Annotated in this window: 21 protein-coding genes and 1 pseudogene; 14 read left to right on the top strand and 8 right to left on the bottom strand. The window is 69.2% G+C overall.

Going from position 1 to position 22,169, the window contains the following annotated elements:
- Positions 1-30: 30 nt before the first annotated feature.
- Positions 31-636 (bottom strand): hypothetical protein, encoded by a 606-nt coding sequence (locus tag ADL15_RS29030; RefSeq protein WP_067697819.1) that lies wholly within the window; start codon positions 634-636, stop codon positions 31-33.
- A 199-nt stretch (positions 637-835) separates the two neighbouring features.
- Here ADL15_RS29030 and ADL15_RS29025 point away from each other — a divergent pair, with 199 nt between their 5' ends.
- Positions 836-1,648, top strand: coding sequence for a hypothetical protein (locus tag ADL15_RS29025; protein ID WP_067697817.1), 813 nt, complete (start codon positions 836-838; stop codon positions 1,646-1,648).
- Between the two features lie 45 nt (positions 1,649-1,693).
- A complete protein-coding gene (locus ADL15_RS29020; RefSeq protein WP_067697815.1) occupies positions 1,694-1,960 on the top strand; it encodes a hypothetical protein in 267 nt (88 codons plus the stop codon).
- Between the two features lie 79 nt (positions 1,961-2,039).
- Here ADL15_RS29020 and ADL15_RS29015 read toward each other — a convergent pair whose 3' ends face one another.
- Positions 2,040-2,507, bottom strand: coding sequence for a hypothetical protein (locus ADL15_RS29015; RefSeq protein WP_157441672.1), 468 nt, complete (start codon positions 2,505-2,507; stop codon positions 2,040-2,042).
- Positions 2,508-2,620: 113 nt separating this feature from the next.
- Positions 2,621-3,754, bottom strand: coding sequence for a GGDEF domain-containing protein (locus tag ADL15_RS29010; RefSeq protein WP_198171062.1), 1,134 nt, complete (start codon positions 3,752-3,754; stop codon positions 2,621-2,623).
- A gap of 111 nt (positions 3,755-3,865) precedes the next feature.
- Between ADL15_RS29010 and ADL15_RS29005 the strand changes: the two genes are divergently transcribed.
- The 3 genes and pseudogenes from ADL15_RS29005 to ADL15_RS56555 form a co-directional block, all read left to right on the top strand.
- Positions 3,866-5,182 carry an extracellular solute-binding protein gene (locus tag ADL15_RS29005; protein ID WP_067697809.1) on the top strand — a complete coding sequence of 439 codons (1,317 nt, stop codon included), beginning with the start codon at positions 3,866-3,868 and terminating at the stop codon, positions 5,180-5,182.
- Between the two features lie 159 nt (positions 5,183-5,341).
- The gene (locus ADL15_RS55700) at positions 5,342-5,749 is read left to right on the top strand and encodes a DNA/RNA helicase domain-containing protein (protein ID WP_067697807.1); all 408 of its coding nucleotides are present in this window, start codon (positions 5,342-5,344) and stop codon (positions 5,747-5,749) included.
- Positions 5,664-5,837, top strand: a pseudogene (locus ADL15_RS56555) (hypothetical protein); the annotation flags it as partial. The gene ADL15_RS55700 and the pseudogene ADL15_RS56555, both read left to right, overlap by 86 nt.
- A gap of 162 nt (positions 5,838-5,999) precedes the next feature.
- Here ADL15_RS56555 and ADL15_RS28995 read toward each other — a convergent pair.
- From ADL15_RS28995 to ADL15_RS28980, 4 genes are all read right to left on the bottom strand, one after another.
- Entirely contained in the window at positions 6,000-6,710 is a 711-nt protein-coding gene (locus ADL15_RS28995) for a hypothetical protein (RefSeq protein WP_157441669.1), read from the bottom strand.
- Entirely contained in the window at positions 6,697-6,936 is a 240-nt protein-coding gene (locus ADL15_RS28990; protein WP_067697803.1) for a hypothetical protein, read from the bottom strand. The genes ADL15_RS28995 and ADL15_RS28990 overlap by 14 nt, the downstream gene beginning before the upstream one ends.
- Positions 6,937-7,415: 479 nt before the next feature.
- Positions 7,416-8,003 carry a DUF7711 family protein gene (locus ADL15_RS28985; protein ID WP_067697801.1) on the bottom strand — a complete coding sequence of 196 codons (588 nt, stop codon included), beginning with the start codon at positions 8,001-8,003 and terminating at the stop codon, positions 7,416-7,418.
- A 25-nt stretch (positions 8,004-8,028) separates the two neighbouring features.
- On the bottom strand, positions 8,029-8,715 hold the full coding sequence (locus ADL15_RS28980) for a Crp/Fnr family transcriptional regulator (protein ID WP_067697799.1): 687 nt from the start codon (positions 8,713-8,715) through the stop codon (positions 8,029-8,031).
- Positions 8,716-8,901: 186 nt separating this feature from the next.
- Between ADL15_RS28980 and ADL15_RS28975 the strand changes: the two genes are divergently transcribed.
- The 3 genes from ADL15_RS28975 to ADL15_RS28965 are packed head-to-tail and all read left to right on the top strand — an operon-like array spanning position 8,902 to position 12,616.
- Entirely contained in the window at positions 8,902-9,660 is a 759-nt protein-coding gene (locus ADL15_RS28975) for a hypothetical protein (protein ID WP_067697797.1), read from the top strand.
- A complete protein-coding gene (locus ADL15_RS28970) occupies positions 9,657-11,804 on the top strand; it encodes a hypothetical protein (protein WP_067697795.1) in 2,148 nt (715 codons plus the stop codon). Before ADL15_RS28975 ends, ADL15_RS28970 begins: the two co-directional genes overlap by 4 nt.
- Complete coding sequence (locus tag ADL15_RS28965; protein WP_157441668.1) at positions 11,801-12,616, top strand: hypothetical protein; 816 nt, start codon at positions 11,801-11,803, stop codon at positions 12,614-12,616. Before ADL15_RS28970 ends, ADL15_RS28965 begins: the two co-directional genes overlap by 4 nt.
- A 6-nt stretch (positions 12,617-12,622) precedes the next feature.
- Here ADL15_RS28965 and ADL15_RS28960 read toward each other — a convergent pair whose 3' ends face one another.
- Positions 12,623-13,777 (bottom strand): hypothetical protein, encoded by a 1,155-nt coding sequence (locus ADL15_RS28960; protein WP_067697791.1) that lies wholly within the window; start codon positions 13,775-13,777, stop codon positions 12,623-12,625.
- A gap of 66 nt (positions 13,778-13,843) precedes the next feature.
- Here ADL15_RS28960 and ADL15_RS28955 point away from each other — a divergent pair, with 66 nt between their 5' ends.
- The 6 genes from ADL15_RS28955 to ADL15_RS28930 all read left to right on the top strand — a co-directional run bounded on the left by ADL15_RS28955 (position 13,844) and on the right by ADL15_RS28930 (position 22,165).
- Positions 13,844-15,193 carry a DUF6880 family protein gene (locus ADL15_RS28955; protein ID WP_067697790.1) on the top strand — a complete coding sequence of 450 codons (1,350 nt, stop codon included), beginning with the start codon at positions 13,844-13,846 and terminating at the stop codon, positions 15,191-15,193.
- Positions 15,194-15,268: 75 nt separating this feature from the next.
- A complete protein-coding gene (locus ADL15_RS28950; RefSeq protein ID WP_067697788.1) occupies positions 15,269-16,006 on the top strand; it encodes an NUDIX hydrolase in 738 nt (245 codons plus the stop codon).
- Complete coding sequence (locus tag ADL15_RS28945) at positions 16,003-17,148, top strand: 5'-methylthioadenosine/S-adenosylhomocysteine nucleosidase family protein (RefSeq protein ID WP_067697786.1); 1,146 nt, start codon at positions 16,003-16,005, stop codon at positions 17,146-17,148. The genes ADL15_RS28950 and ADL15_RS28945 overlap by 4 nt, the downstream gene beginning before the upstream one ends.
- Positions 17,145-19,145 carry a hypothetical protein gene (locus ADL15_RS28940; RefSeq protein WP_067697784.1) on the top strand — a complete coding sequence of 667 codons (2,001 nt, stop codon included), beginning with the start codon at positions 17,145-17,147 and terminating at the stop codon, positions 19,143-19,145. The genes ADL15_RS28945 and ADL15_RS28940 overlap by 4 nt, the downstream gene beginning before the upstream one ends.
- 120 nt (positions 19,146-19,265) lie before the next feature.
- On the top strand, positions 19,266-20,843 hold the full coding sequence (locus ADL15_RS28935) for a TIGR02677 family protein (RefSeq protein WP_067697782.1): 1,578 nt from the start codon (positions 19,266-19,268) through the stop codon (positions 20,841-20,843).
- Positions 20,840-22,165 carry a DUF2398 family protein gene (locus tag ADL15_RS28930; protein ID WP_067697780.1) on the top strand — a complete coding sequence of 442 codons (1,326 nt, stop codon included), beginning with the start codon at positions 20,840-20,842 and terminating at the stop codon, positions 22,163-22,165. The genes ADL15_RS28935 and ADL15_RS28930 overlap by 4 nt, the downstream gene beginning before the upstream one ends.
- Positions 22,166-22,169 lie beyond the last annotated feature (4 nt).

Here is a 22,169-nt window from a genome sequence, read left to right as displayed (position 1 = left end):
TTGTTGCTTTGTGGTGCGCACCGCTGCGGGTCAGGGCAGGTAGATGCTCTTCAGGCTGACGATTTCGCCGCCCTTCACCGTCAAGGCGAACAGGGTGCTGTTGTCCTTGTCGGCGAGGAAGCCGGGCAGCTTCGCGAACGAGCTCGGGACCGGGTTGACCGAGTCGCCGGACCCGGTCTTGATCACCGACACGCTGACCGAGCCGGAGACCGGCAACGTCCGCTTCAACTTGTTGTCGTTGACCAGGACGTAGTCGTTCGGCGGGCCGTCGGTCTCGCCGGGGTTCTGCTCCTGGTACTTCTTCCGGGCGGCCTCGCCGGTCAGCATCTCGACCTTGTCGAAGGTGATCGTGCGCTTGCTCGTGTCGACCTTGGTCAGGTAGGCATCGTGCTTGCCGTCGGCCAGCGCGGTGCCATCGGCGCCCGCGGTACCGCTGCTGCTCGGCGTGCCCGTCACCGAGCCGGTGGCGGTGCCGGTCGGGGCGGTGGTGGTGCTCGTCGGGGTGGTCGCCGGGGCCGCTGGGGCCGGGTTGCCGGACGAGGCGCCCGCACTGCAGGCGCTCAGGGCCAGGACACCGGACACCACCAGCGGAACCAGGCCGGTGCGGGCAGGGCGGCGGATGTTTCGTTGAGCCACTTCTTCGTCTCCTCTGAGTGCCAGCCATTCCGCCGGATCGCCATCAACGTAGTGACTCACGGCAGTCCGTGTGATCACGGATTCGCGCCATCCCGGTCAGCCCTTGTCGCGGGTACCTGGTCCTACGTACAGTTGTCGCATGCCACCCATCCCTGGGGATTGCGGTCCCGACGCTGCCCCGGCGCGAGATTACGACAGCTTGTACAAGGCGCTGATGGAGGCGCATCCGAAGGACGCCTTGCGGCTCCTGTGCCGAGTCGAGGTCGGCGATCACACGGTGGTCACCGACGGGCCGACCGAGCAGGTCCGGCAGCGCAGCCTGCAGCGCGACAAGGTGTTCATGGTGTCCCGGCCGGACGGCACAGTCGACGTGCACCACATCGAAGTGCAGGTGAAGCGGACCGGCGACTTCCCGGCACGGATGGCGGCGTATTGGGCGGGACTGGCCATCAAATACGAGGATCCCCGTCATCAGATCCATCAGACCGCGGTGTGGCCGGTCGGTGGCGGCCCTCCCGGATCCCTCCGGCGGAACCGCATGCATCTGGAATGGGACTCGGTGAACGTCCCGGACGATCTCGACCCGGAGGCGCTCCTGGCGAGTCCGCTCGCCCCGCTCGTGCTGTGGTCGAGCCGGCGGCCGGCCGATTTCGCCGACCGGATCGGCGGGCGGATCGGCGAGCTGCCGAACCCCGAGCAACAGTTGGTTCTCGTCGACCTTTGTATGCTGGCCGAGGAAGGTCTCGCAGCTCAGGTCGTCACTGCGTTGAGGAGCAGAGGAATGGGCAACGTTCTCGAAGGAACAGAAGCCGGCCGTGAGATCGCCCAGAAAAACCTGGACCGAGGCCTCGAGCAAGGCCTGGTGCGCTCAATGCGCCTGACGCTGCAGACCCGGTTTGGTGACATTCCCGGCCTGGACGACCTCGCAAGGAAACTCGTGGCGGAAGACCACGACGCCAACCTGGTGAAAGTCGTCAGCGGAGTCCCCCTGACCGAACTGCAGCAACTCTGATCACAACGTCACCGTCGATCAGCGCGAGCGTAGAGGAGCAGAGGGATGGGCAACTTCCTCGAAGAAACGGAAGCCGGCCGTGAGATCGCCCAGAAATACCTGGAGCGAGGCCGCAAAGAAGGCCTCAAGCAACAATTTGAGCAAGGCTACAAACAGAGTCTGGTGCGCTCAATGCGCCTGGTGTTGCAGACCCGGTTCGGTGACTTCCCCGGCCTGGATGAGCTCGCCGCTGCCCTCGTGGCCGCGGACCATGACGCCAACCTGGTCAGGGTCTTCAACGGAGTGCCGCTGGACCAACTCCAGCAGCCTTGACCCCGAAAAACACTGGAAACGCCGCCGGGTCGCCCCTCCGCCTGACAAGGTGTTTGGGGCGACGCAGCTCTAGCGTCGGCTAACTCTCCTCGGCCACTGCCACCGGCTCGACGGCCAACTCGCCGTCCCAGGCGAACGCCAGGTCAGTGGCTTCGCCGCTGACCGTCACGCCGTCGGTCGACGCCAGCGCGGTCTGGACCTTGCGCCATTTGGCAGCGAACCGCTTGCGTTCCACACCCAGATCGACGAGATACGTCGCGATCTGGCCGCGGGTCATCGGCGTGCCGTTCTCTCCCAGCACCCGCAGCACGATCCCCAGCGGATCGGCCTCGAAATCGGCGCGCACCGCTTCGGCATCGACGAACGATGCGAACCGCAGCGAGTCACGCGGGGCCAGAAGTTCGTACTCGCCGGGCTTGATCTCTTCCTCGGCTCCGTCGTCCCACCGGACCAGATAGAGCTCTCCCTCTTGCGTCAGGACGGTACCGACCCTGATCGGCCTGCCAGGCAGGTAGGGGACTCGAACAACGCTCAAATCATGCTCCACAGGTGCGACTCTATCGGGCGCCCAGGCAGAGCCTCAAAGACTCGACCACATCCCGATCCCCCACAAGTGTGCAATCAGCGAGTAATGTCCACTTTTCCGCGCATAACCGCTGGTCACGCCGTATGGGCCGACCCGGCGACCGCATACCCGCCCTTGCTGGCCTGCTTCACCCGGTACATCGCCTCGTCCGCCTCGCGGAGCAGCAGATCGCCGTCGACGACGTCCGCACCGACCGCGACACCGACGCTGGCGCCGATGTGGACCGTGGTGCCGGCGATGTGGAACGGCTCCCCGAGCTGGTCGACGATGCGTTCGGCGACGTGGACGGCGGCCGCCGCGTCGCCGTCCTGGACGAACACCGCGAACTCGTCGCCACCGAGCCGGACCACGCTGTCACCCTCCCGGACGCAGCGGTGCAGCCGCCGGGCGACGGTGACGAGCAGTTCGTCGCCGGCGGCGTGGCCCAGCTGGTCGTTGACCGGCTTGAAATCGTCCAGGTCGACGAGGAGCAGGGCTTGCCGTCCGCCGCCCGCCAGCAGCGCGCTGAGCGCCCGGCGATTGGGCAGCCCGGTCAGCGGGTCGTGCAGCGCCTGGTGGCGTACCAGCGCCTCGTGCTCGGTGAGCGTCTCCAGCGCGATCGACTGCTGGTGCAGCATCTCGTCGGTGACCCGCCGCGCAATGCGGTGCTCGCGTTCGAAGCGGTACAGCAGCAGCCCGATCAGGGCGGCCACCGCGATCATGGCCAGCGCGAGGGTCAGGCCGGCGATGTTCTTCGCCACCCCGGCCGCGGTCATCTCGGCCTCGCCGAGCTGGTCGAGTTCGGCGGCCAGCGCGACGAAGGCCGGCTCGGTCCGCTGCTGTTCCAGGGCCAGCGCGTCCGCGGTCTTGCCGACGCCGAGCAGGCCGAGTTCGGTGTCCAGCACGGCGTGGTAGTCGGCGACCTGCTTGCGCAGCGCGTCGCTGACCCCCAACTCCTCCTGGATCTTCTTCTCCTGTGAGCGGATCGCGCCGAGCTCGCGCGCCACCCGTACCGGAGTGTTGCCTTTTGCCAGGGTCTTCCACTGCAGCGAGCTCTCCTCGTGCAGCAGCATGTCGAGTTGGCTGAGCCGGGACCGGGCGAGTTCGTGGTCGCCGCTGCGCCCGTGCAGCACGAAGTTGGCGACCGTCACGCTGGCGAGCAGGAGCATCGTCAGCACCAGGATGCGCGGCCACCGCCACGACTCCGAGGTCCCCCGTCCGCCGGTCACGGTCCTCATATCGGCGGGCGGAGGCGTCCGGCCAAGCGTTTTCCCGCTCAGCGGTCGCCGGGCACGGCCGATGAGGCTGATATGACGAGGCGTCTCCCTGCCGTCGCGACGATGGTCGTTCTGCTGCTGCTGACCGCGTGCGGCACCGCGCCCTCCCCGTCGCGCGGGGGCGTCGGTTATCCCACCGGCCAGCCGTCCGTCACTCTCGACTTCTGGTACATGCCCTACGGCGGCCCGATTCAGGACCGTGCGGTGCTCCAGGAGGCCGAGAAGTTCCACGAGGCCCACCCCAACATCACCATCAATCCGGTACGCATCGAGTGGAGCGAGGCGCTGACCCGCCTGAGCACGGCCACGACGAGCGGCGAGGGCCCGGACGTCACCGTGATGGGCACGACCTGGGTCGGCGGGTTCAGCGCGCTGGGCGCTCTGCGTCCGTACACCGAATCGGAAGTCGCCGCGGTCGGCGGCCCGGACGTGTTCGCGGCCGCGAGTTGGAGCGCCAGCCATCAGCTCGGCTCGGCCGAGATCACCGCGCTGCCCTGGCTGACCGACGTCCGCGCGCTGTTCTACCGCAAGGACGTCCTCAAGCAGGCGGGCGTCGACCCGGCGACCGCGTTCACCGACTGGCCCGCATTCGAGAAAACCCTCAAGAAAATCAAAGACGCCAACGGTACGGTGTGGCCGCTGGCGATCGGCAACGAGAACAATTTCGGCATCATCCACAACGTCGCCCCGTTCATCTGGGGCGCGGGCGGCGACCTGCTCAACAGCGCCGGCGACCATTCCCTGCTGGCCGAACCCCCCGCCGTCGACGGTGTGGCCTACTACCAGCGCCTGGTCGGCCTCTACGACGACCCGAAGGCGATGAGGCTGACCTCCAGCGACGTCCCGGAAGCGTTCGCGAACGGCATCGGCGCCATCACCATCGACAATTCCCAGTCCGTCGGGGACTACTTGTCGGAACCGAACCGCCCGGGCTTGCGTAATGGCTGGGGAACGGCCCCGATGCCGGCGGGAAAGACCGGCCGCTTCGGCTTCCTGGGCGGTTCCGGCCTGGCAATCCTGAAGTCGGCGCAGCACCCGGACGCCGCTTTCGAGTGGGTGAAGTATCTGACGAGCGAGGAAAGCCAGCGCCGCTACGGCGTGACGTCGGGCTTGTGGCCGTCGCGGACCGCGGCCATCAAGGGCACCCGCCTGGAGTCGGACCCGGCCTACGCGGCGTTCCGCGAGATGATCCCAGCCGGCAAGATGTACCCCTCGATCCCAGCGTGGATCGTGGTCGAAAGCATCATCGCCAAGGACCTGGCCGACCTGTGGCAGTCCGATGGAGCCCTGACCCGCCCCCAGATCCAGTCCATCCTGACAAAAGCCAGCGCCGACATCGACACGGCCCTGAAGGACCCTTCACAGACCGGCATCAAGTAACCGCCCGGCGGCGCCCGCCGACGCCGGACCCGCGTCGTAGCGGCCTGCTAATGCGACCGCTACAGTCTGCGTTGTCCGTATGCGGTTCCGACAGGCTTCCGAAGCTGGATATGCCTCCCATCCGCACGATAAATTCGTGCTGCCCGGGGGCAACAGCTCATGTCGGCATTCCGCGTGTCCGCGGCCGGTCTCCTTCGTTTCGCCACCGAGAACACGCTGGCCCTGACCAGCCGCTGCATCGACGCCGTACTCGCCGGCGTCCACCCGGGAACCGGCGAATACTGCGAGTACCTGGTCGATTTCCTCGGCCCGCTGTCCGGCCACGGTCACACCGTGCGCGGTGTCGCCTACCTGCACAACGCGGTCGACCGCGACATCACCGAACTGTTCCCGTGGAACGTGAAGAGCGACCGCAGCGTCGGCGACGCGCCCGGCAGCCCGTTCTGGGCCACCGACCCGAACGGTTTCGGTCAGGTCGGCTGTGTCTACACGGCACAGGGCTTCGAGTACGAGTGGTCCGGCGTCATCATCGGCCCGACCTGGTGGCCCGGGACGGCCGTCTGGTGACCCGGCGAACGGAGTTCAAGAACCCGGCGTTCGCAAGTCGCTGCCGGACGACGAGGTCGACCGCCTGATCCGCAACACCTACAAGGTCCTGATGACCCGCGGCATGCGCGGCACCGTCCTGCACTCCGCCGACCCGGAAACCCGCGACTTCCTGACCAGCCTGGTCCACGTCAGCCGTGCCCCAGAAACGGTCTACGCGAGCTGAAGGCGACATCTCCAGCAGGCTGGATCCGCTGATCGTGACGATGCATCAAGACCGATTTTTTCGACTTCGGCGAAGCCCGGCCAAGAATCCCTCCTCGGATTTCTTGGCCACGTCCCATCCGGTTTCCCGGAGCACGGAAGCAGCTGTCTCCTGATTCGATCGGACCAAGGCAGAGATCTGCTTGACGCGGTACTCCCGCCGCGAATCGCCGAGGATCTTTTCGTGCCCGGGTTTCGGGTCCAGGAGCCGCTCGGCGATCAAGCTCTCCAAGAGATCCTCCAGAGACGGCCGAAGCCGACGCCCTCCTACCGGCAGATGGAGATCCTTCATGTGGTCGCCATTGCGACCCACCTCCCCCAGCATCCGTTCCAGTGCGGGATGCACGCCGGCGACCTGGATATGAGCCTCGGTGTAAAGGTCCTTATCGCGCTCGTAGTCGTAGTGCAGGAGCAGATCCTCATGCTCCTCGCCGAGATAGACACCCCAATAGGTGCTCGTGGCGGTAAGGAAGCCCTCGTCGTTCCGATACCAAACCGAACTGACGTCAAGCCAGATCTTGGTGCGAGCCCGCGAGCGCATCTGGACTTTGTCCGTCATCAGGTCCACGCGATTCAGGCGCGTGCCGATGTGAGCACGTTTGGTTCGGCTGTTGATGACGGCGCCTAGCTGTGTGTGATCACAGACCGTCTTGTTGAGGACGTCTTGCAAGGCCTGAGCGAATCGCCGCGCCTGCGAACCAAGATCAAGGCCGCTCACCGCCAAGGACCCGCCAGAACTTCAGGGCCTCGGGAGTCTCGAACCGACGACTGGCCGCCTGCTGCGCAAGCTCGTCGAAGGTAAGGCCGAGTCGCTGCAACCCGAGACGAGCGGCCGCGCGCCACTCGTCGTCGCTCAGCTCTGTCACCTCGACAGCCGGCTTCGCGGGGCTGAACTTGACCTTCCGGGACCGGATGCTTCCCGGCTTCTTGCTCTTGATCGCCATCTAGCTGACCCTTCCAGGCGGAGGGGTGGACCTGGTTGGTTGAGCAACCAATTCTAGAACGCGGCTCTGACATTTCCGATACCCCATGGCGCTGACAGTAAGCGGAGTGTGGCAAACCTCAGGACGGAACGGGCAGGCGGGGCCACCGGAGATCCAACACCCTCTGAACCGCCGGAGCTCGGCGACCTTGCAAGGTCAGCGGGCTGACCGTAAACGGATAGATCACCCTATGTCAATTGAGTGATCACTCGTTCGGCTGAATACTCACCGATTCCTTCAGAAGACATTCCGGCCAGTTGCCAGCCAATCACCCATAGCCATTCTCCAGCTCGGATCATCGATAGAGAAAGGGATCATCCAATTGGATCTTCAACGACCCCAACGCCGGTCTCAACGATCGCCATATATGTGGCACCCCGAGGAGGCCAGCAAAGGTAGACCTGGTGTTCCGGCTCTTGAACTACCCGCCAGCGGTGATGTCAGGAGATGGCGTCGAGGAGGTCGAGGTAGCCGTGGGTGGCGTCCCACAAGTGGTTCTCCGGGTAGGTGCCGCCGCCCCGGTTGTCCCGGCGCCACTCGCGCTCCCAGTAGCTCCCCTCGACGCGACGTAGGTGGGCGAGGCTCGTCGCCAGCTCCGCGGTGAGCTGCTCCCGCAACTCGGCGGCGCCCGGAGCCGCCGGCCGCAACTCCTCCGCCTCGCCGCGGCGAAGTGCGTCCAGAGCGACAGCGTCCGGCCCGTCCTCGCGAGACCAGATCCGCAGTGGCCGGACGATCCGGTGGTTGGACACCGGCCTCGACGCGGAGCGCCAGAACCGGTCCACGCCACCCTTGTCGATCTGCAGGAAGTACGGCATGCTGCTGCAGCTCTGGGGTTGCGTGTGCCACGGCAGATCGTCCGGCGGCAGGTCGAGGACGAAGGCGACCTGCACGAAGTCCAGGTCGCCTGGTTCGTCGAGGACCGCACCGAACGCATACGCGCCGACCAGCAGGAGCTCGTCCAGGTCACCCACGTGCTGGCAGCGGTCGGCGATCGTCTGCAGCCGCTTCACCGCGGTCCCGTACTTCATCCGGAGATTCTTGCGTGCCGGACGGTCATGAGGCGAGCCTTGCGGCGGACTTCAGCGATTCCGGGTCGCGGATGACGAAGCCGCGGTAGACCGTGTCGATGAGTTTCGCCTCGCGGAGGTCGTGCAGGGCCTTGTGGACCGTGATGTCCGCGGCGCCGCACAACGTGGCGAGCTCCGACTGGGTCAGCTCGATGTCGACGGCGATGCCGTCCGGGGTGCGGTGGCCGTGGCTGGCGCCGATCTCCGCGAGGGCGCGGGCGACCCTGACCTTGGCCGGGTAGGACGCGAAGTCGACCCGGCGGCGGTTGGCGGCCCGCAGCCGGTCGGCGACGATCCCGGCCACCTCGATCGCGGCGTCGGCGTGCTGACGCAGGAAGTCGCGGAACCGGTCGCGGCCGATCACCCGGATCGTCGAGGGCCGGCAGACGGTCACGGTGGCCGAGCGGGGCAGGTTGTTGAGCGCGGACATCTCGCCGACGATGTCGCCGGAGATCCGGATCGAGATCAGCGCGTGCCGGCCCTTCGGCAGGCGCGCGGTCACCTTCGCCAAAGCACTTTCCAGTACGACCACGTGCGTCTCCAGTAGGCCCTCGTGCATCAGCACCTCCCCGCTCCGGTAGCTGCGGCGCACCCCGGCTCCGAGCAGCGCCGCCCGGGCCTGCGGGGCGAGCCGGCCGAGCAGGGTACGGACCGACCAGTGCGTGTCGTCCACCGGAACTCCTCGAGGGCCAGCCAGAGAAAACCGCTACGCAGAGCATCATGTCCAGCACTCTGGGCAACTTCAATCGGGGACGCCATCGATGACCGAAAATTGGCATTTCATATTTATATGCATTTCGCGGTGGGCCCGGCCGGTAGAGATATCAGGGTCCGACATCCCACCGGAGAGGGTGCGCAGATGCCCGAGTTCAGTGACCCGAAACGGCGAGTGGTCGTCTCCGTCGACATGGAGAGCTACAGCCGTCGCAGCAACGCGCTGCAATACCGCGCCCAGCAGGACTTCCGCCGCATCATGGACGAGGCCGCCGCCGAACTCGGCGTGGACCGGCCCACCTGGCTGCAGCAACAGGCCGGCGACGGCGAGCTGGCAATCCTCCCGCCGGACGCCAGCGAGCGGGCGCTGGTGGGCAACCTGACGCCGACCCTGGACCGCATGCTGCGGCAGTACAACCTGGGCCGCAGCGAGGACGGCCGGATCCGGCTGCGGGTCGCCGTACACCAGGGGTTGGTTCATCTCGACGGCGCCAACGGATATCCCGGCGAAGCGGTGGTCACGGTGTGCCGGCTGATCGACTCACCAGTGCTGAAGGACGCGCTCAAGCGCCGCTTCCCGCGCGCCAACGTGGTGCTGATGGTCTCCGACCCGATCTACGCGGACGTGGTCCGGCACTACCAGGACCTGCGACCGGACCTGTTCCAGGAGGTCTTGGCCGAGTTGACGGAGAAGGATTTCGCGCAGCCGGCCTGGCTCTACGTCCCGCACGAGAACGCGGCCTCCGGCGACGCGCCGGAGCACAGTGCCGCACCGCGGCAACCGCAGCCCAGCGCTGCCGCCGCCGAGTCGCAGCCGACGCAGATGTTCCGCGACATCCGGACGGAGGGCCCGGCGGTCTTCGGCAACCACAACACCCAGAACAACCGGGGGTCCTGGCGATGACCGACGAGGCGAAGCCGCCCGCGGACGAACCGGCGGCCACCGACGACACCCCGCAGACCGCAGAGACCAGACACCGCGCGGACGCCGAGCCAAAAGCGGATGAGTCCGATGAGTCCGCAGAGAAGGGCAAGAATCCCGCGGAAAAGCCGGACGACGCTGAGCAGAAGGACGAGGAGAAACCGGAGCAGCCCGAAGAGAGCAAGGTCGAACCGGACGAGCTCCGCATGGCGGAAGCACTCCTCAAGCGGATCCTGGGTCCCCACTTCGACAGCCAGACGTTCGCGCGGATCACCGCGACCGGCGCGTCCATGTACGGCAACGGCAACGTCCAGGTCAACGCGTCGGAGCGCAAGCGCCCGAATCTCACCCCGCCGGCGGTCCCGCCGGACATCAAGAACTTCTACGTCCCGGTGGGCGTGGAGGAGGAGCTGGGGCGTCATCTCGACCACCGGACCACCGTCTGCCTGACCGGCGGTTCGGGGACCGGGCGGCTCAGCACGGCCTACCACGCGCTCGCGGAGCGTTTCGGTGACGCCATCGTCGAGATCCAGGTTCCCCAGGACGAAAGTGTCGCCGCCGCGGTCCACGAGAAGGTGGACCTACGGCTCCGGCACGGGTACCTGCTCTCCATCGGCGACGAGGACCCCGCACCGATCATCAGCCGGCTGGACGCGGAGATACACCGCGCCGAATCGAAACTGGTGCTGATCAGAAATCGCACCGACCGCGCGAAACCGTACAGCGACGGCAACGTCGATCACGTCATCCCGAACTCCGGCAATGTTTTCCGGGCCCACGCGCAACGCCTGGCCGAAAATGCGGACCAGCGGGCGAAGTGCCTCAGAGTCCTGGAGACGGACATCTCCCTGCCGGCCACGCCGGGCGAGGTCGTCGCGCTGGTGGAACGGCTTCTGCCGCTGCCCGGGCCCGATGTGGTGGACTTCGCCCGGACAAACAGCCATGCCGCGTTGCTCAAGCGGGCGGCGAGCTACCTGGAGGTCCAGCAGGAGAGCGGCCCGCCGGGGCGACGGCGGCTCCGGCAACATCGACGGGCGTTCCGGATCGCCTACGCCGCCGCGGCCGGCCGGCCGATCGGACAGGTCTTCACCATCACCGGCCTGCTCCTGTCCCAGCTCGACGCGGAGTCCGGCTGGACCGACCTGGGCCGGACCGCGCTGGAGCACTCGACCGCGGCCCTGCTCGGCGACTGGCACCCGGAACGGTGGGGATCGCGTCCGCTGGCCCGGCTCGACGACGACCTGCTCGACGCGGTCTTCGACGTGGCCTGGCACGAGTTCGACCACACCCGGCCCGCCCTGGTCGCCTGGCTGAACGAGCTCGTCGCCATCGACGAGTTCCGCCCGACGGCGATACACGCCGCGACCAAACTGGCCATGGCCGACTTCGACGAGGCATTTCCCCAGATCGTCGACGCCTGGAGCCGCGACCGGAAGCTCCGGGTCCGGCAGGCGGCCGCACAGACCGCGATGGCACTCAGCCTGACCCGGACCCACCGTGACCGGGCACTGCAGGCGGTGCACGACTGGGTCTCGGCCGCCACGAAGGCCAGCCGGGACACCGCGGCGGCCGCGTACGCGAGTGGCCTGCGCCAGAACGATCCGCAGTGGGACCTCGCCGATCTCCGCACCATCGCCGGCGACCCGGCGCAGTGGCGGAGCTGGACGATCGCCGAGGCGGTCCGTCAGCTCCTCGAGCCCGCGCTGGCCGGGGTGATCGTACGGACGCTCGCCGACTGGATCCGCGCGGACGGGCCGGATCGGATGGTCATCCGGCACGCGGCCCGGGCCCTGGTCCGGATGGCCGACGTGCCGGTCGGATCCGGCTGGGACAGCCCGCCGATGCTGCTGGCCGGCCTCCGCGACGGCACCGTGCCGGTGCACGACCTCGGCCCGCTCTGGCATGCCGCGTTGCTCGCCGACAGCACCCGGACGATGGCCTGGCCGGCGCTGCTCGGCTGGCTGCAGTACGCCGACGCCGTCCGGGAGTTGCGCGGAGCCGCCGGTGACCTGCTGACCGAGTTGACGACGAAATCACCACCGTTGCGGCGCCGGTTGCGACTGCTGCTGGACCGCCCGGACGCCCCCGGCTGGATCGCCGGACTGATCAAGGAGTGGACGACGTGACCGACCCGAAGAACCCGCCGCCCGCCGCACCCGGCTGGTGGCGACGCCTCGGCATCCGCCTTGCCGCTCTGTGGAAACGGCTGCTGGCCGGCTTCCGCGGACCGGATCCCGTTCCCTCCGTCCCGCCCCGGCCGCCCACGCCGCCGGGTCGCCAGACCGAGCGCCGCAGCATCACCGCCCTGACCGTCCCGGCCCGCGGTTTCGCCTTCCACTTCGAGGTGTCCGGCACGTTCGTCTGGACGACCGACGGCTTGGAACGCTACGCCCTGCACTCCCTGGTGGAACGTTTTCTTCCGTACGCCCACAGCTACCTGAAGGAGATCGCGACCGACGTGGCTCGCGGGGTGGAGGCGCACCGCGGTGGCGACTTCGAGAACCGCCTCCGCGAACGGCTCGACCGGGTGGGCGAGTGGAAGTATCAGCGGCGCGGCCAGGAGGTCGCCTGCCGAGCCCACGTCCGGGTCGATCTCGACCAGCGTGTCCAGCAGCACGTCCGCCCGTTCTGGGAACGGCTGATCACCCTCGACTACGAGCGGGATGTCGCCGCCCGCCGGGCCCGGAACGTCGCCGGGGTCAGCTCCCAGTGGGCGGTGATCCTGCAGAAGCTCCTCGACGGCCCGATGCCGGGCGGCGCGGCCGCCATGACCGACGACCAACTGGCCTCGGTGGTCCGCGGCCTGCTCGAGGAACGCGCCGCGGACCTGGATCCCGTCTGGGAGGCGCTGCGAGGCGTCGACCCGCAGAACGAGTACGCGAGGGAAGGCTACTTCGACCTGATCCCCGGCAGCCGCCCGCCGCAGTCCCCGGCCTGAGCCGGGCTATTCGACGACGCAGGCGAGGGGGTTGTCGTCGTAGACGGCGGTCTCCACCGCTTCCAGTGCCCGGTCGAGCAGCTCCGGCTCCGCACCCGTCGTCGACGCCAGCCACCGGATCCACTCCGGCAGCGTGGCGAGCAGCAACGACCCGTACGCCTCGTCGTAGTCGTCGTGGACGTACTGCTTCGTGTACGCCACCCGGTGCGGCGAGAAAGTGTCGAAGCTGATGTCCCGCGCCCCGCCCCAGATCTCGGTCAGCGACGCCGCGACGTCGTGCACGTCGTCGGTGCTGAGGGTGGTCCCCCGCTCGGTCAGCCACGCCGAGAACAAGGACGCCGCGTCGGCCGGCTCGGCGGGCGGTGGTGCCGGCAGCTGCAGCAGCGACTCGGCCAGCCGGCGGCAGCGGTGATACTCGGCGAACTGGTCGGCGGTCTCGCCGCCCATCCGGAGATCACCCTCGGACACCGGCAGCAGCTTCCGCAGCAGCGCACGGTCGTCGATCTCACCCCACGTCGTGCCGGCCGCGGCGAACTCGCCGACGCCCTGCTGCCACGCGGCGAGGGCGTCCTCAGCGGTCGGGTAGAAGCCGCTGTGCACGGTGGCCACCAGGAGGGCGCAGGTGTCGACGTCCCACAGATACCAGCGCTCCCCGTCGCCGGCCGGGAACGACGCGGTGATGCCGTAGCGGCTCCCGTACCGGTCCCGGGTCCACCGGGTCTCGCCGACCGGCGGGGCGGCCGCGCCGGTGAACGACTGGGGCAGGACCCCGGCCAGGGCGGACAGCACCCGCGGCGCGTCCGGGCCGTCGTTCGCCGTGGCCGCTTGGGCCAGCGCCCCGGCGAAGATGTCCGGGCTGATCATCCGGGTGACCGGCTTGCGGGCGTCCAATTCGGAGAGCAGCGGTCCGAGCCGCGCGCAGAGCTCGTCCGCCAGCTCGACGTCCGACCGTGACGCGGCGAGCGCCGTCAACTCCGCGACCAGGGCGGCCGCCGGCGCGACCGAGGCTTCACGACGGGCCGCGTCGAATCGCTCCCGATCGGTCCGGACCCGGCTGTCGACGTCCATCATCGACTCCACCGGCCGCTGCGCCCGGAGCCGGGCGGCCTTCGCCGCCGCGTTGGGCTTGCTGGGCTTCTTCCGCTTCTTCGACACCGGCACCCGCGCAGCATAAAACGCCGCGGGCCGCGCTCGGCCCGAGCCCCACCCCGATGGTGGAATGAGTCCATGGTCAAGGCACCGAAAACAGATCTTCGGGATTATCTGCGCGCGATCGGGCCGGACGCCCTCGTCGAGCTGGTGATGGAGCTGGTCGAGGCCGATCCGGGGTTGCGGCGGACGCTGACGCTGCGGGCCGCCACCCACGGCACGCCCGACGTCAAGGAATTGCGGCGGGTGCTCGGCGCCCTGCGCGGTCGCGGATTTCTTCCGTACGGGCGCAGCTTCGACTACGCGCGCAAAGCCGGCGAGGTGCTGGACGCCCTCGACGTGGCGGCCGCGCAGTCCCCGCAGGAGATCGGGCCGCTCTACCGCACGGCCATCCAGCACCTGACCAAGACGACCGAGCAGGCCGACGACTCCTCCGGGATGATCGGGGACGCGATCCGCCGGGCCGTCGCCGGCTATGCGAAGGCGTGCCGGGCCGCACCGCCCGCCGACCCGGCCGAGCTCGCCACCTGGATGATCGATTTCCAGGTCAACGGGCCGGGGTGGCCGGAGGTTCCGATCGGCGACTTCGCCGACGGGCTCGGGGAGAGCGGCCTGGCGGTGTACTGGCAGCACCTCACCGACCTCGCCGGAACGCGGCTCGGATCCGCCGGCCAGTGGGCCGTACGGCACCTGCGCGAGGAGTACCTGAAAGCGATCGCGCAGGACCCGGACGCGCTGGTCGCGGTGTATGCCGAGGAGCTGCCGCAGGCCTATCGGTACGTCCAGATCGGCGAGGTGCTCCGGGACGCCGGGCGGCCGGTGGAGGCCATCGCCTGGCTGCGGCGCGGGCTGGCCGAGGCGGACCGGCGCGATCACCGCATCGATCTGCTGCTCGCCGAGTTGCTCACCGGCGAAGGCGACGACGCCGCGGCCGCCGAGGTCCGGTGGAGGCTGTTCGCCGAACGCCCGGACAGCCCCGGTCACCGTGCCCTGCTCGACGCGGCCGAACGCGCCGGAACGCTGACCGAGGTGGCCGAACGCGCCAACACCCACCTGCACGACCGCGCGGCGCACGGCGGCTACCACGCCGACCCGCTGGTCCAGATCCTGCTGGACGGCGGAGACGTCGACGCCGCGTGGGCGGCCGCCGGGAAGTACCAGTGCAGCACCGGGAAGCTGTACCAGGTCGCCGAGGAACGCGCGAAGACGCATCCTGCGGATGCGATCCCGGCCTTCGCCCACCGGGTCGAGGCCGCTGTCGACCGCAAGGACAAGAAGGGGTACGCCGAGGCCGCGCGCCTACTGGCCGACCTGCGTGACCTGCACGAGCGAGCCGGCCGCGACTACCCGGCCTTCCTCGCCGGCGTCAAGGAGACCCACGCCCGCAAGACCACCTTCCTCGCCACCCTGGCCGCCGCCGGCCTGTGATCACCCGCGCCGAGTCGGGAGATTGACACTCGCCAGCACTTCCTGTCAGATTGACAGTAAGGCAGCGTGGCATCCATGGACATCGACGCCTGGGAGCCGCCGCACGTGCTGCTGGCAGTGGACTTAGTGATCTTCACGTTGCGCGGCGGGCGGCTTCAGGTGCTGCTCGTGCAACGCGGTGTCGCACCGTTCGCCGGGGCCATGGCGCTGCCCGGCGGCTTCCTCAACCACGCCGAGGAGGATCTCGCCGCGGCAGCGGGACGGGAGCTCGCCGAGGAGGCCGGGCTCGCCGCCGAGGAGCTGCACCTGGAGCAGCTCGGCGTCTACGGCACGCCGGGCCGGGATCCGCGCGGGCGGGTCGTCTCGGTGGCCTACCTGGCGATCGCGCCGCGACTGCCGGAGCCGGTCGCCGGGACCGACGCGGCGCAGGCCTGGTGGGTGCCGACGGACGTGGCGCTGGCCGACGGGGCCGCCCTCGCCTTCGACCACCGGCAGATCATCACGGCCGGTGTCGAGCGGGCCCGGACGAAGCTCGAGTTCTCGGCGCTGGCCACCGCGTTCTGCGGGGCGATGTTCACGATCGCCGAGCTGCAGGAGGTCTACGAGGCGGTGTGGGGCGTCCGGCTCGATCCGCGGAACTTCTACCGCAAGGTGCAGAGCGTGGACGGCTTCATCGTGCCCGCCGGACCCACCAGGAAGAACGACAACGGCCGCCCGGCGCGGCTGTTCCGTCCCGGGCCCCGGGACACGCTGCACCCCCCGATGACCCGGCCGCCGGCACCGGCGGACAACGTGAGGACAGAGCGAGCATGAGCACTGACGTCGTCGTGATCCTCACCGCCCTGAACGTCGAGTACGAAGCCGTACGGAAGAAAATCAACGATCCGCAGGTGCACTGGCATCCGGCCGGCACGCGGTTCGAGACGGGCCGGCTCGGCCCGCGGGGGTGCCGGGTCGTCCTCGGGCTGGTCGGCCAGGGCAACAACTCCTCCGCCGTCCTCGCCGAGCGGGCCATCACCGAGTTCTCCCCGGCCGCCCTGCTGTTCGTCGGCGTGGCCGGCGCGCTGTGGCCGGGCGTCGAGCTGGGCGAGGTGGTGGTCGCCTCGCAGGTCTACGCGTATCACGGCGGGACGTCCGAGGACGACGGCCTGAAGGCCCGGCCGAAGGCGTGGGAGATCTCGCACCGGGCCGGGCAGATCGTCCAGCACCTGATCCGGACCGGCGAGTGGTTCCCGGAGCCGCGGGCCCGGGTGCGCTTCGCGCCGATCGCGGCCGGCGAGGTGGTGCAGGACTCGCGGATCTCCGAGCAGGCCCGCTGGGTGCGCCAGCACTACAACAACGCGCTGGCGATCGAGATGGAGGCGGCCGGTGTCGCCCAGGCGGCGCACCTCAACGACGCGTTGCCGGTCGTGGTGGTCCGCGGGATCAGCGACCGGGCCGACGGCACGAAGGCGCAGGCGGACGGGGCGAACTGGCAGCCGCGCGCCGCGGCGCACGCGGCGGCGTTCGCCGCGGCACTGGCGAACGAGTTGGTCACGCAGGGCGGCAACGGTCAGCGGCAGACGCGGGGAAGGGAAACACCCATGGGTACGAACGGCCCCTCATTCACCAACATCGCGCAGGGCAACGCCCGGGTTGGCGCCCAGTACGGGCAGGTCATCGGCAATGTGACCTCGGGTGGCAACGCACCGGATGCAGCCGACCTGGCAACCGAACTCGCGACGTTCCGCGACCTGCTGAACAAGGCTCACCTGGACGGCCGCCTGGACGACGACACCTACGCGGCGGCGAACGACGAGCTGGACGGGGCGAGCGGCCGCGTCGACGAGCAGACACCGGCCAGCCGCGGAAAGCTGCTCGTAGCGCTCAAGAAATTGAACGGCCTGGTCGGCGACACGGCCGACCTCGCTGCTCATCTGGCCGCCATCATCTCGCTGGCCAAGGACCTGTCGTGAGCACGGCGACACATACCAACGTTGCAGGAGGCAACGCCTCCGTCGGCGTTCAGGCCAGTGTGGTCCAAGGCAACGTGGTCCACGTAGCGGGCGACTACAAGGCGGAGAACGACACTTCTCCGGAGGACACCTTCCGAAGAGGGGTCCGTCTCCTGGACGCCCACATTCCGGCCAAGGCGCGCGACGTCATCGAGCAGGCTGTCGCCGACGGATACGAAACCGCCGAGGTGCACTTCTACCGGCTTCTCGCGTTGTTGACCGGGCGCACCAGGCACCAGTTGGACAGCGCAGACTTCGATCAGATCGACGTCATTTGCGATCACGTCAGGCCGCTCGACGGTCACGACGCGTGGCACGCCGGCCTGCGAGCGATCTTCCTACTGCTCAGTAGCGTCCGAAGAGGAGACACCGGAGAGGTGGTCAAAGCGGTTGAGCGTCTCGCGCCCCGCCAGCGTGACCTCATCCTGAGGCACCTGGGTGTGCTGCAAGAAGGCTCGATCGAGGATCAGATGTGGCAGCTCTCCGTGGACCAGGCATACATCGGGAAGGCATCCGGCGACCGCGAGAACCGGGTCTGGGCCTTCTTCGAACCGAAGCCGACGGAGCCTCGGGCACGTCACGCGCGACCCTTCTCCGCGGAACCGATCGATTGGCTGCGCGCGCTCGGTGGCGGCGGAATCTTCGGGTACGCCTGCCTCCAGGTGGGTTCGTCGGCGCTGCGGTCCGGTGAACTTTCGCTAATGCTCGCGTCCGCGCTGGCGGTCGTGGGGGCCGCGGTATTTCTGGTGAACGGATCAGACTGGTACTTCCGGATCCAACGGGTGCGAGCCAAGAACGAGCAGATGAAGGCCGCGCGCAAGGACGAGAACGCTCCAGTGGACGGCTTCGCCCGCGGGGTGGGCCGCCTGGTCGACAACTACTTCCGCAAGTACGTCCCCAAGGACGGCACGGACCGGGAGAGCTGGCTCGAGCAGACCGCAGGAATCCGCCAGAGCATCCGCGACGAGCTCTCGGAGCTCTACCGGGAAAAGCGGACCAAACATGATCAGATCGCCTGGCTCGTCCGTCACCTGGTGAGTGAGGTACGGGCCCAGTGGGACAACGGCACCCTCCTCGCCTATCAACAACAATGGCGCGCGCCGCTACGGGTGAAGGCCGCGTGCATAACCGGATTCGCGGTGGTGATCGCCGCCGGCTTCTGGATCGTGCCGACCGCGCTGACGACGGCGCCACTCGTAGGAACGGCATGGCTCCTGATCAGCGTGCCGTCCGGAGTATTCGCCGTGATGGGGGTGTTCCGACTCGATGCGGAACGACGGCGGACGAGAGCCGACGAGAAGGAGTATTGGCAGCGACTCGCTCGGCGCCAGAAGGCATACGAACGATGGGTCCAGAAGCTGACCTGCAAACCGACCGACGCGGAGATGGCCGAGTGGCTCGAGTGCGACCGCCGGATCCTCGTCGAGGAGACCATGCGTTACTACCGGCTTAGGCCGGATCACGTGATCGCGCACGCTTTCATCGAAGCCCGAGGAGGATCCGCGAAACGCGCCCGGGTGCAGCACGGCCCTTGGCGCTACTCGCGATATCGGATGCTGCTGTTCCTGCTCACCGATGAGGGCGTCCGGCAGGTCGACATCGATCTCGACTTCTATGCGGGTGCCTCCCAGCGCACGCAGCGACTCACTTACCGATACGCCACGGTCACCGCGGTACGTGTTGCCGGGGTCGAGGGGCAGCGACAGACCTTCGAGTTGACTCTGTTCAGTGGCGAGCCGGTCACCGTGCCGGTGTTCGATCCGTCCGATGGTGAAGACACGGACGAGGACGACAAAGGCCTGTCCCGGCTCGCCTTCGACGCCTCTGGGCTGACACAGACCCTCGACGTGCTCGAAGGCATCGCCGCCGAGGGCAAGGAATGGATAAGGCGCAGACGGAATCGTGCTGATGAACGCCTCGGCGACCTCGCCGACGCCATCCGCGACCTCATCGAGTAGCGACACCACGACGGATCGAGGCGCGGGCGGGATCGCCCGTCCGAGGCCTTGACGAATCGCGTATTTCACCCACGCCGCGGCGGTGGATAGGGTGGGTTGAAGATCTTCGGGAGGGGTGGGATGGCCGGGCAGCGGAGTGGGTCGTTCGGTCTCGACGACTTCGGGGTCGATGATCGGCTGCGGCTGTTCAGCTACGTCAACGCGGACAACCGGCTCGCCTACCTCTGGCTGTTGCGCGCCTTCGAGGCCGCCCGCACCAGCTACCAGGTCGTGCTGCACACCTCCGATGTGCACGCCGCCCTGGCCGGGCTCAGCGCGGCCCACGCCGAATGCCCCGATCCGGCCACTCTGGAGCTCGCCCGGCTGCTGGACGCGCTCGTCGACTGGGGTGTGCTCGACCGCGGTCAGGACGGCACCCGGGCCGCGACCCTCGCCGAGTACCGCAACCGGCACTCCGTCTACCAGTTCACCGAGGCCGGCTACCGCGCGCACCGGGCCGTCGAGAGTGTCCTGGCCGCCGGGATCGAGGACAGCACCCTCTCCCGGCTGGTCTTCGCGGACCTGCTCGCCGACCTCAAAGCGCTCAAGGACGCCAACGAGAGCGGCGACGCCGAAGAGGTCTACCGCAAGCTCAACCGCCTCGACCGGGCGCTCGCCGACGTCGCCGAACGGGCCGCGCGGTTCTATCACATGCTCGGTGACCTAGGCCGGACCCACGACATCCGGCCCGAGGTGTTCCTCGCCCACAAGGATGCGCTGCTGGTGCACCTGCGGGACTTCCACGACGAGTTGCAGCGGTACACGCCGCGGCTGCGCGAGGCCGTGCACGAGGTCGAGGCGACCGGTCTCGACCGGATGATCGAGGCGGCCGCGGAGGCCGACGAGCGGCTGTTCGCGACGCCGGCCGAGCGGATCAGCGACTGGGCGCGGCGATGGCAGGGGCTGCGGTCGTGGCTCGCGCCGAGCACCGACGTGCCGAGCGAGGCGGAGCGGCTGTCCGGGGCGACGATGGCGGCGATCGGGGACGTCCTCGCGCTGCTGCGCCGGGTGACCGAGGCGCGCCGGGGCGGGGTGAGCCGGGAGTCGCAGCTGCGGCACCTGGCCGCCTGGTTCACCGGCGCCGGGTCGGCGGAGGCCGCGCACGCGCTGTTCGAGGTGGTGTTCGGGCTGGGCGCGCCCCGGCACGCCGGGGTGGCGTACCCGGACCCGGAGGCGGTCGCGAGCCGGTTGTCCTGGTGGGAGGCGCCGGCCGTGGAGTTGTCCCGGTCGCTGGTGCAGTCCGGGCGGATGCCCGGGCAGGGCAACGGGCGACCGGCCCGGATCGACCGGTCCGAGGCGCCGCGGCGGGTGCTGCGGGAGCGGCAGCTGGCCGACGAACGCCGCCAGACCGAGGCCGCGGCGGGCCTGGTCGAACACCAGGGATTGACCGGGGAGAAGGACAGCAACCTGAGCGACGACCAGACCGCCGCGCTGCGCCGGCTGCTGGACATCGCCCTCTCGGCGCGGGCGGCCGGCCGCCGGGATGCGCCGTTGGCCGCGGCGGCTTTCGGCGTACGCCTGACGTTGCACCCGTGCCCGGGCCGCTTCAGCACGGTCACCACCGACGCGGGCCGCCTGCACCTGGACGGCTACGAACTGACGGTGACCATCGCCGGGCACACCACGGCCCGTCGCCCGGCGGAAGCCGTCACCGCATGAGGTTCGCCGCCGACGTCGCCGACCTGGAGATCGCCGACTACCAGCGCGCCGTCCGCCTGGTGCTGCGCCACCCGCTGATCACCGCCACGTTCCCGGACGAGAAGGCCCTCCCCCGCGTCCGCCGGTTCGCCGCCGACCTGCGCACCGACCTGTCCGAGGCGTTCGGCTACCGGCTGGAACTGCACGGCGCCACCGCCCGCCTGGTCCGCACCGCCGACCGGCTCGACCCGGACCGCGGCGCGGTGTCCCGGACCGGCCGCCCGTTCGACCGCCAGCGCTACGCGTACCTGTCGTTGTGCCTGGGCACGCTGGGCCGGGCGGGCATCCAGATCACCCTGAGCGAGCTCGCCGAGTCGGTCGGCGGTGACGCGAACCGGATCACCGGGCTGGGCCTGGACCCGGACGTCGGCGCGGACCGGCGCGCGTTCGTCGACGCGGTCGCCTGGCTCGAGGAACGCGGCGTGCTGCGGCTCGCCGACGGGTCCAGCTCGTCCTGGGCCAGTGACCCGGGCGCCGGCGAGGCGCTCTACGACGTCGCCCGCGACGCGGTGTTCGCGCTGTTCCGCCCGCCGCGCGTGCTGCAGCACATCGACTCGGTCGGCGCGCTGCTGGAACGGTCGCCGATCAGCAGCGGCAACGCCGAGCGGCGGGCCGCGGCGCAGGCCGCCCGGCGGGCCGTGCTGGAGCGCCCGGTGGTCTACTTCGACGACGTGCCGGCCGAGGTCGGCAACCATCTGCGCGGGCAGACGCTCGCCGCCGACCTGCAGCGGCTGACCGGCCTGCGCCTGGAACGCCGGGCCGAGGGTGTGCTGCTCGTCGACACGGCCGGCTGGTCGTCCGAACGGTTCCCGGGCACCGGGTCGGTGGCGCAGGCCGCGGTGCTGCTCGCGGTCGCGATCGCCGAGCGGGTGTCCGACCCGGACGGTCGCAAGGCGCGCCGGATGCCGATGCCGGACCCGGGTGAGGCGCGGGCCAAGCTGGCCGGGCAGATCGACGCGGGTCTGCCGGCCGGCGTCCCGCTGCTGCTCGACGAGCCGGACCCGGTGGACCCGGCCGGCGATCCGGACGAGACCGATCAGCGGAGACTGCCCCTGATCACCGACAGTTTCCTGCGGGAGGCGACGGCCGAGGTGCTGTCGGCGTACGGGTCGGCTTTCGGTACGGCCTGGCACGCGGATCCGGAGCGCCTGCGCACCGAGGCGGTGGCCCTGCTCGTCCGTTTCGACGCGGTCGTGGTGGTCCCCGGCGGGGTGCTGGCCCGCCCGTTGATCGGCCGGTACCGCAGCACGGTCGCGCAGGTCAAACAGCGCACGCTCTTCTGAGACC

It is taken from the genome of Actinoplanes awajinensis subsp. mycoplanecinus, from assembly GCF_001509495.1.
Taxonomy (GTDB): Bacteria; Actinomycetota; Actinomycetes; order Mycobacteriales; family Micromonosporaceae; genus Actinoplanes; species Actinoplanes palleronii.
This window is presented reverse-complemented; position numbering and strand designations above follow the sequence as displayed.

What these genes read in the sequence shown, in the direction of transcription:
- ADL15_RS55700 (WP_067697807.1), top strand. Translation starts at nt 5,342, where the DNA reads ATGTCGGCATTCCGCGTGTCCGCGGCCGGTCTCCTTCGTTTCGCCACC.
- ADL15_RS28985 (WP_067697801.1), bottom strand. Translation starts at nt 8,003, where the DNA reads ATGAAGTACGGGACCGCGGTGAAGCGGCTGCAGACGATCGCCGACCGC.
- ADL15_RS29020 (WP_067697815.1), top strand. Translation starts at nt 1,694, where the DNA reads ATGGGCAACTTCCTCGAAGAAACGGAAGCCGGCCGTGAGATCGCCCAG.
- ADL15_RS28970 (WP_067697795.1), top strand. Translation starts at nt 9,657, where the DNA reads ATGACCGACGAGGCGAAGCCGCCCGCGGACGAACCGGCGGCCACCGAC.
- ADL15_RS28990 (WP_067697803.1), bottom strand. Translation starts at nt 6,936, where the DNA reads ATGGCGATCAAGAGCAAGAAGCCGGGAAGCATCCGGTCCCGGAAGGTC.
- ADL15_RS28930 (WP_067697780.1), top strand. Translation starts at nt 20,840, where the DNA reads ATGAGGTTCGCCGCCGACGTCGCCGACCTGGAGATCGCCGACTACCAG.
- ADL15_RS29005 (WP_067697809.1), top strand. Translation starts at nt 3,866, where the DNA reads ATGGTCGTTCTGCTGCTGCTGACCGCGTGCGGCACCGCGCCCTCCCCG.
- ADL15_RS28950 (WP_067697788.1), top strand. Translation starts at nt 15,269, where the DNA reads ATGGACATCGACGCCTGGGAGCCGCCGCACGTGCTGCTGGCAGTGGAC.
- ADL15_RS28935 (WP_067697782.1), top strand. Translation starts at nt 19,266, where the DNA reads ATGGCCGGGCAGCGGAGTGGGTCGTTCGGTCTCGACGACTTCGGGGTC.
- ADL15_RS28975 (WP_067697797.1), top strand. Translation starts at nt 8,902, where the DNA reads ATGCCCGAGTTCAGTGACCCGAAACGGCGAGTGGTCGTCTCCGTCGAC.
- ADL15_RS28945 (WP_067697786.1), top strand. Translation starts at nt 16,003, where the DNA reads ATGAGCACTGACGTCGTCGTGATCCTCACCGCCCTGAACGTCGAGTAC.
- ADL15_RS28955 (WP_067697790.1), top strand. Translation starts at nt 13,844, where the DNA reads ATGGTCAAGGCACCGAAAACAGATCTTCGGGATTATCTGCGCGCGATC.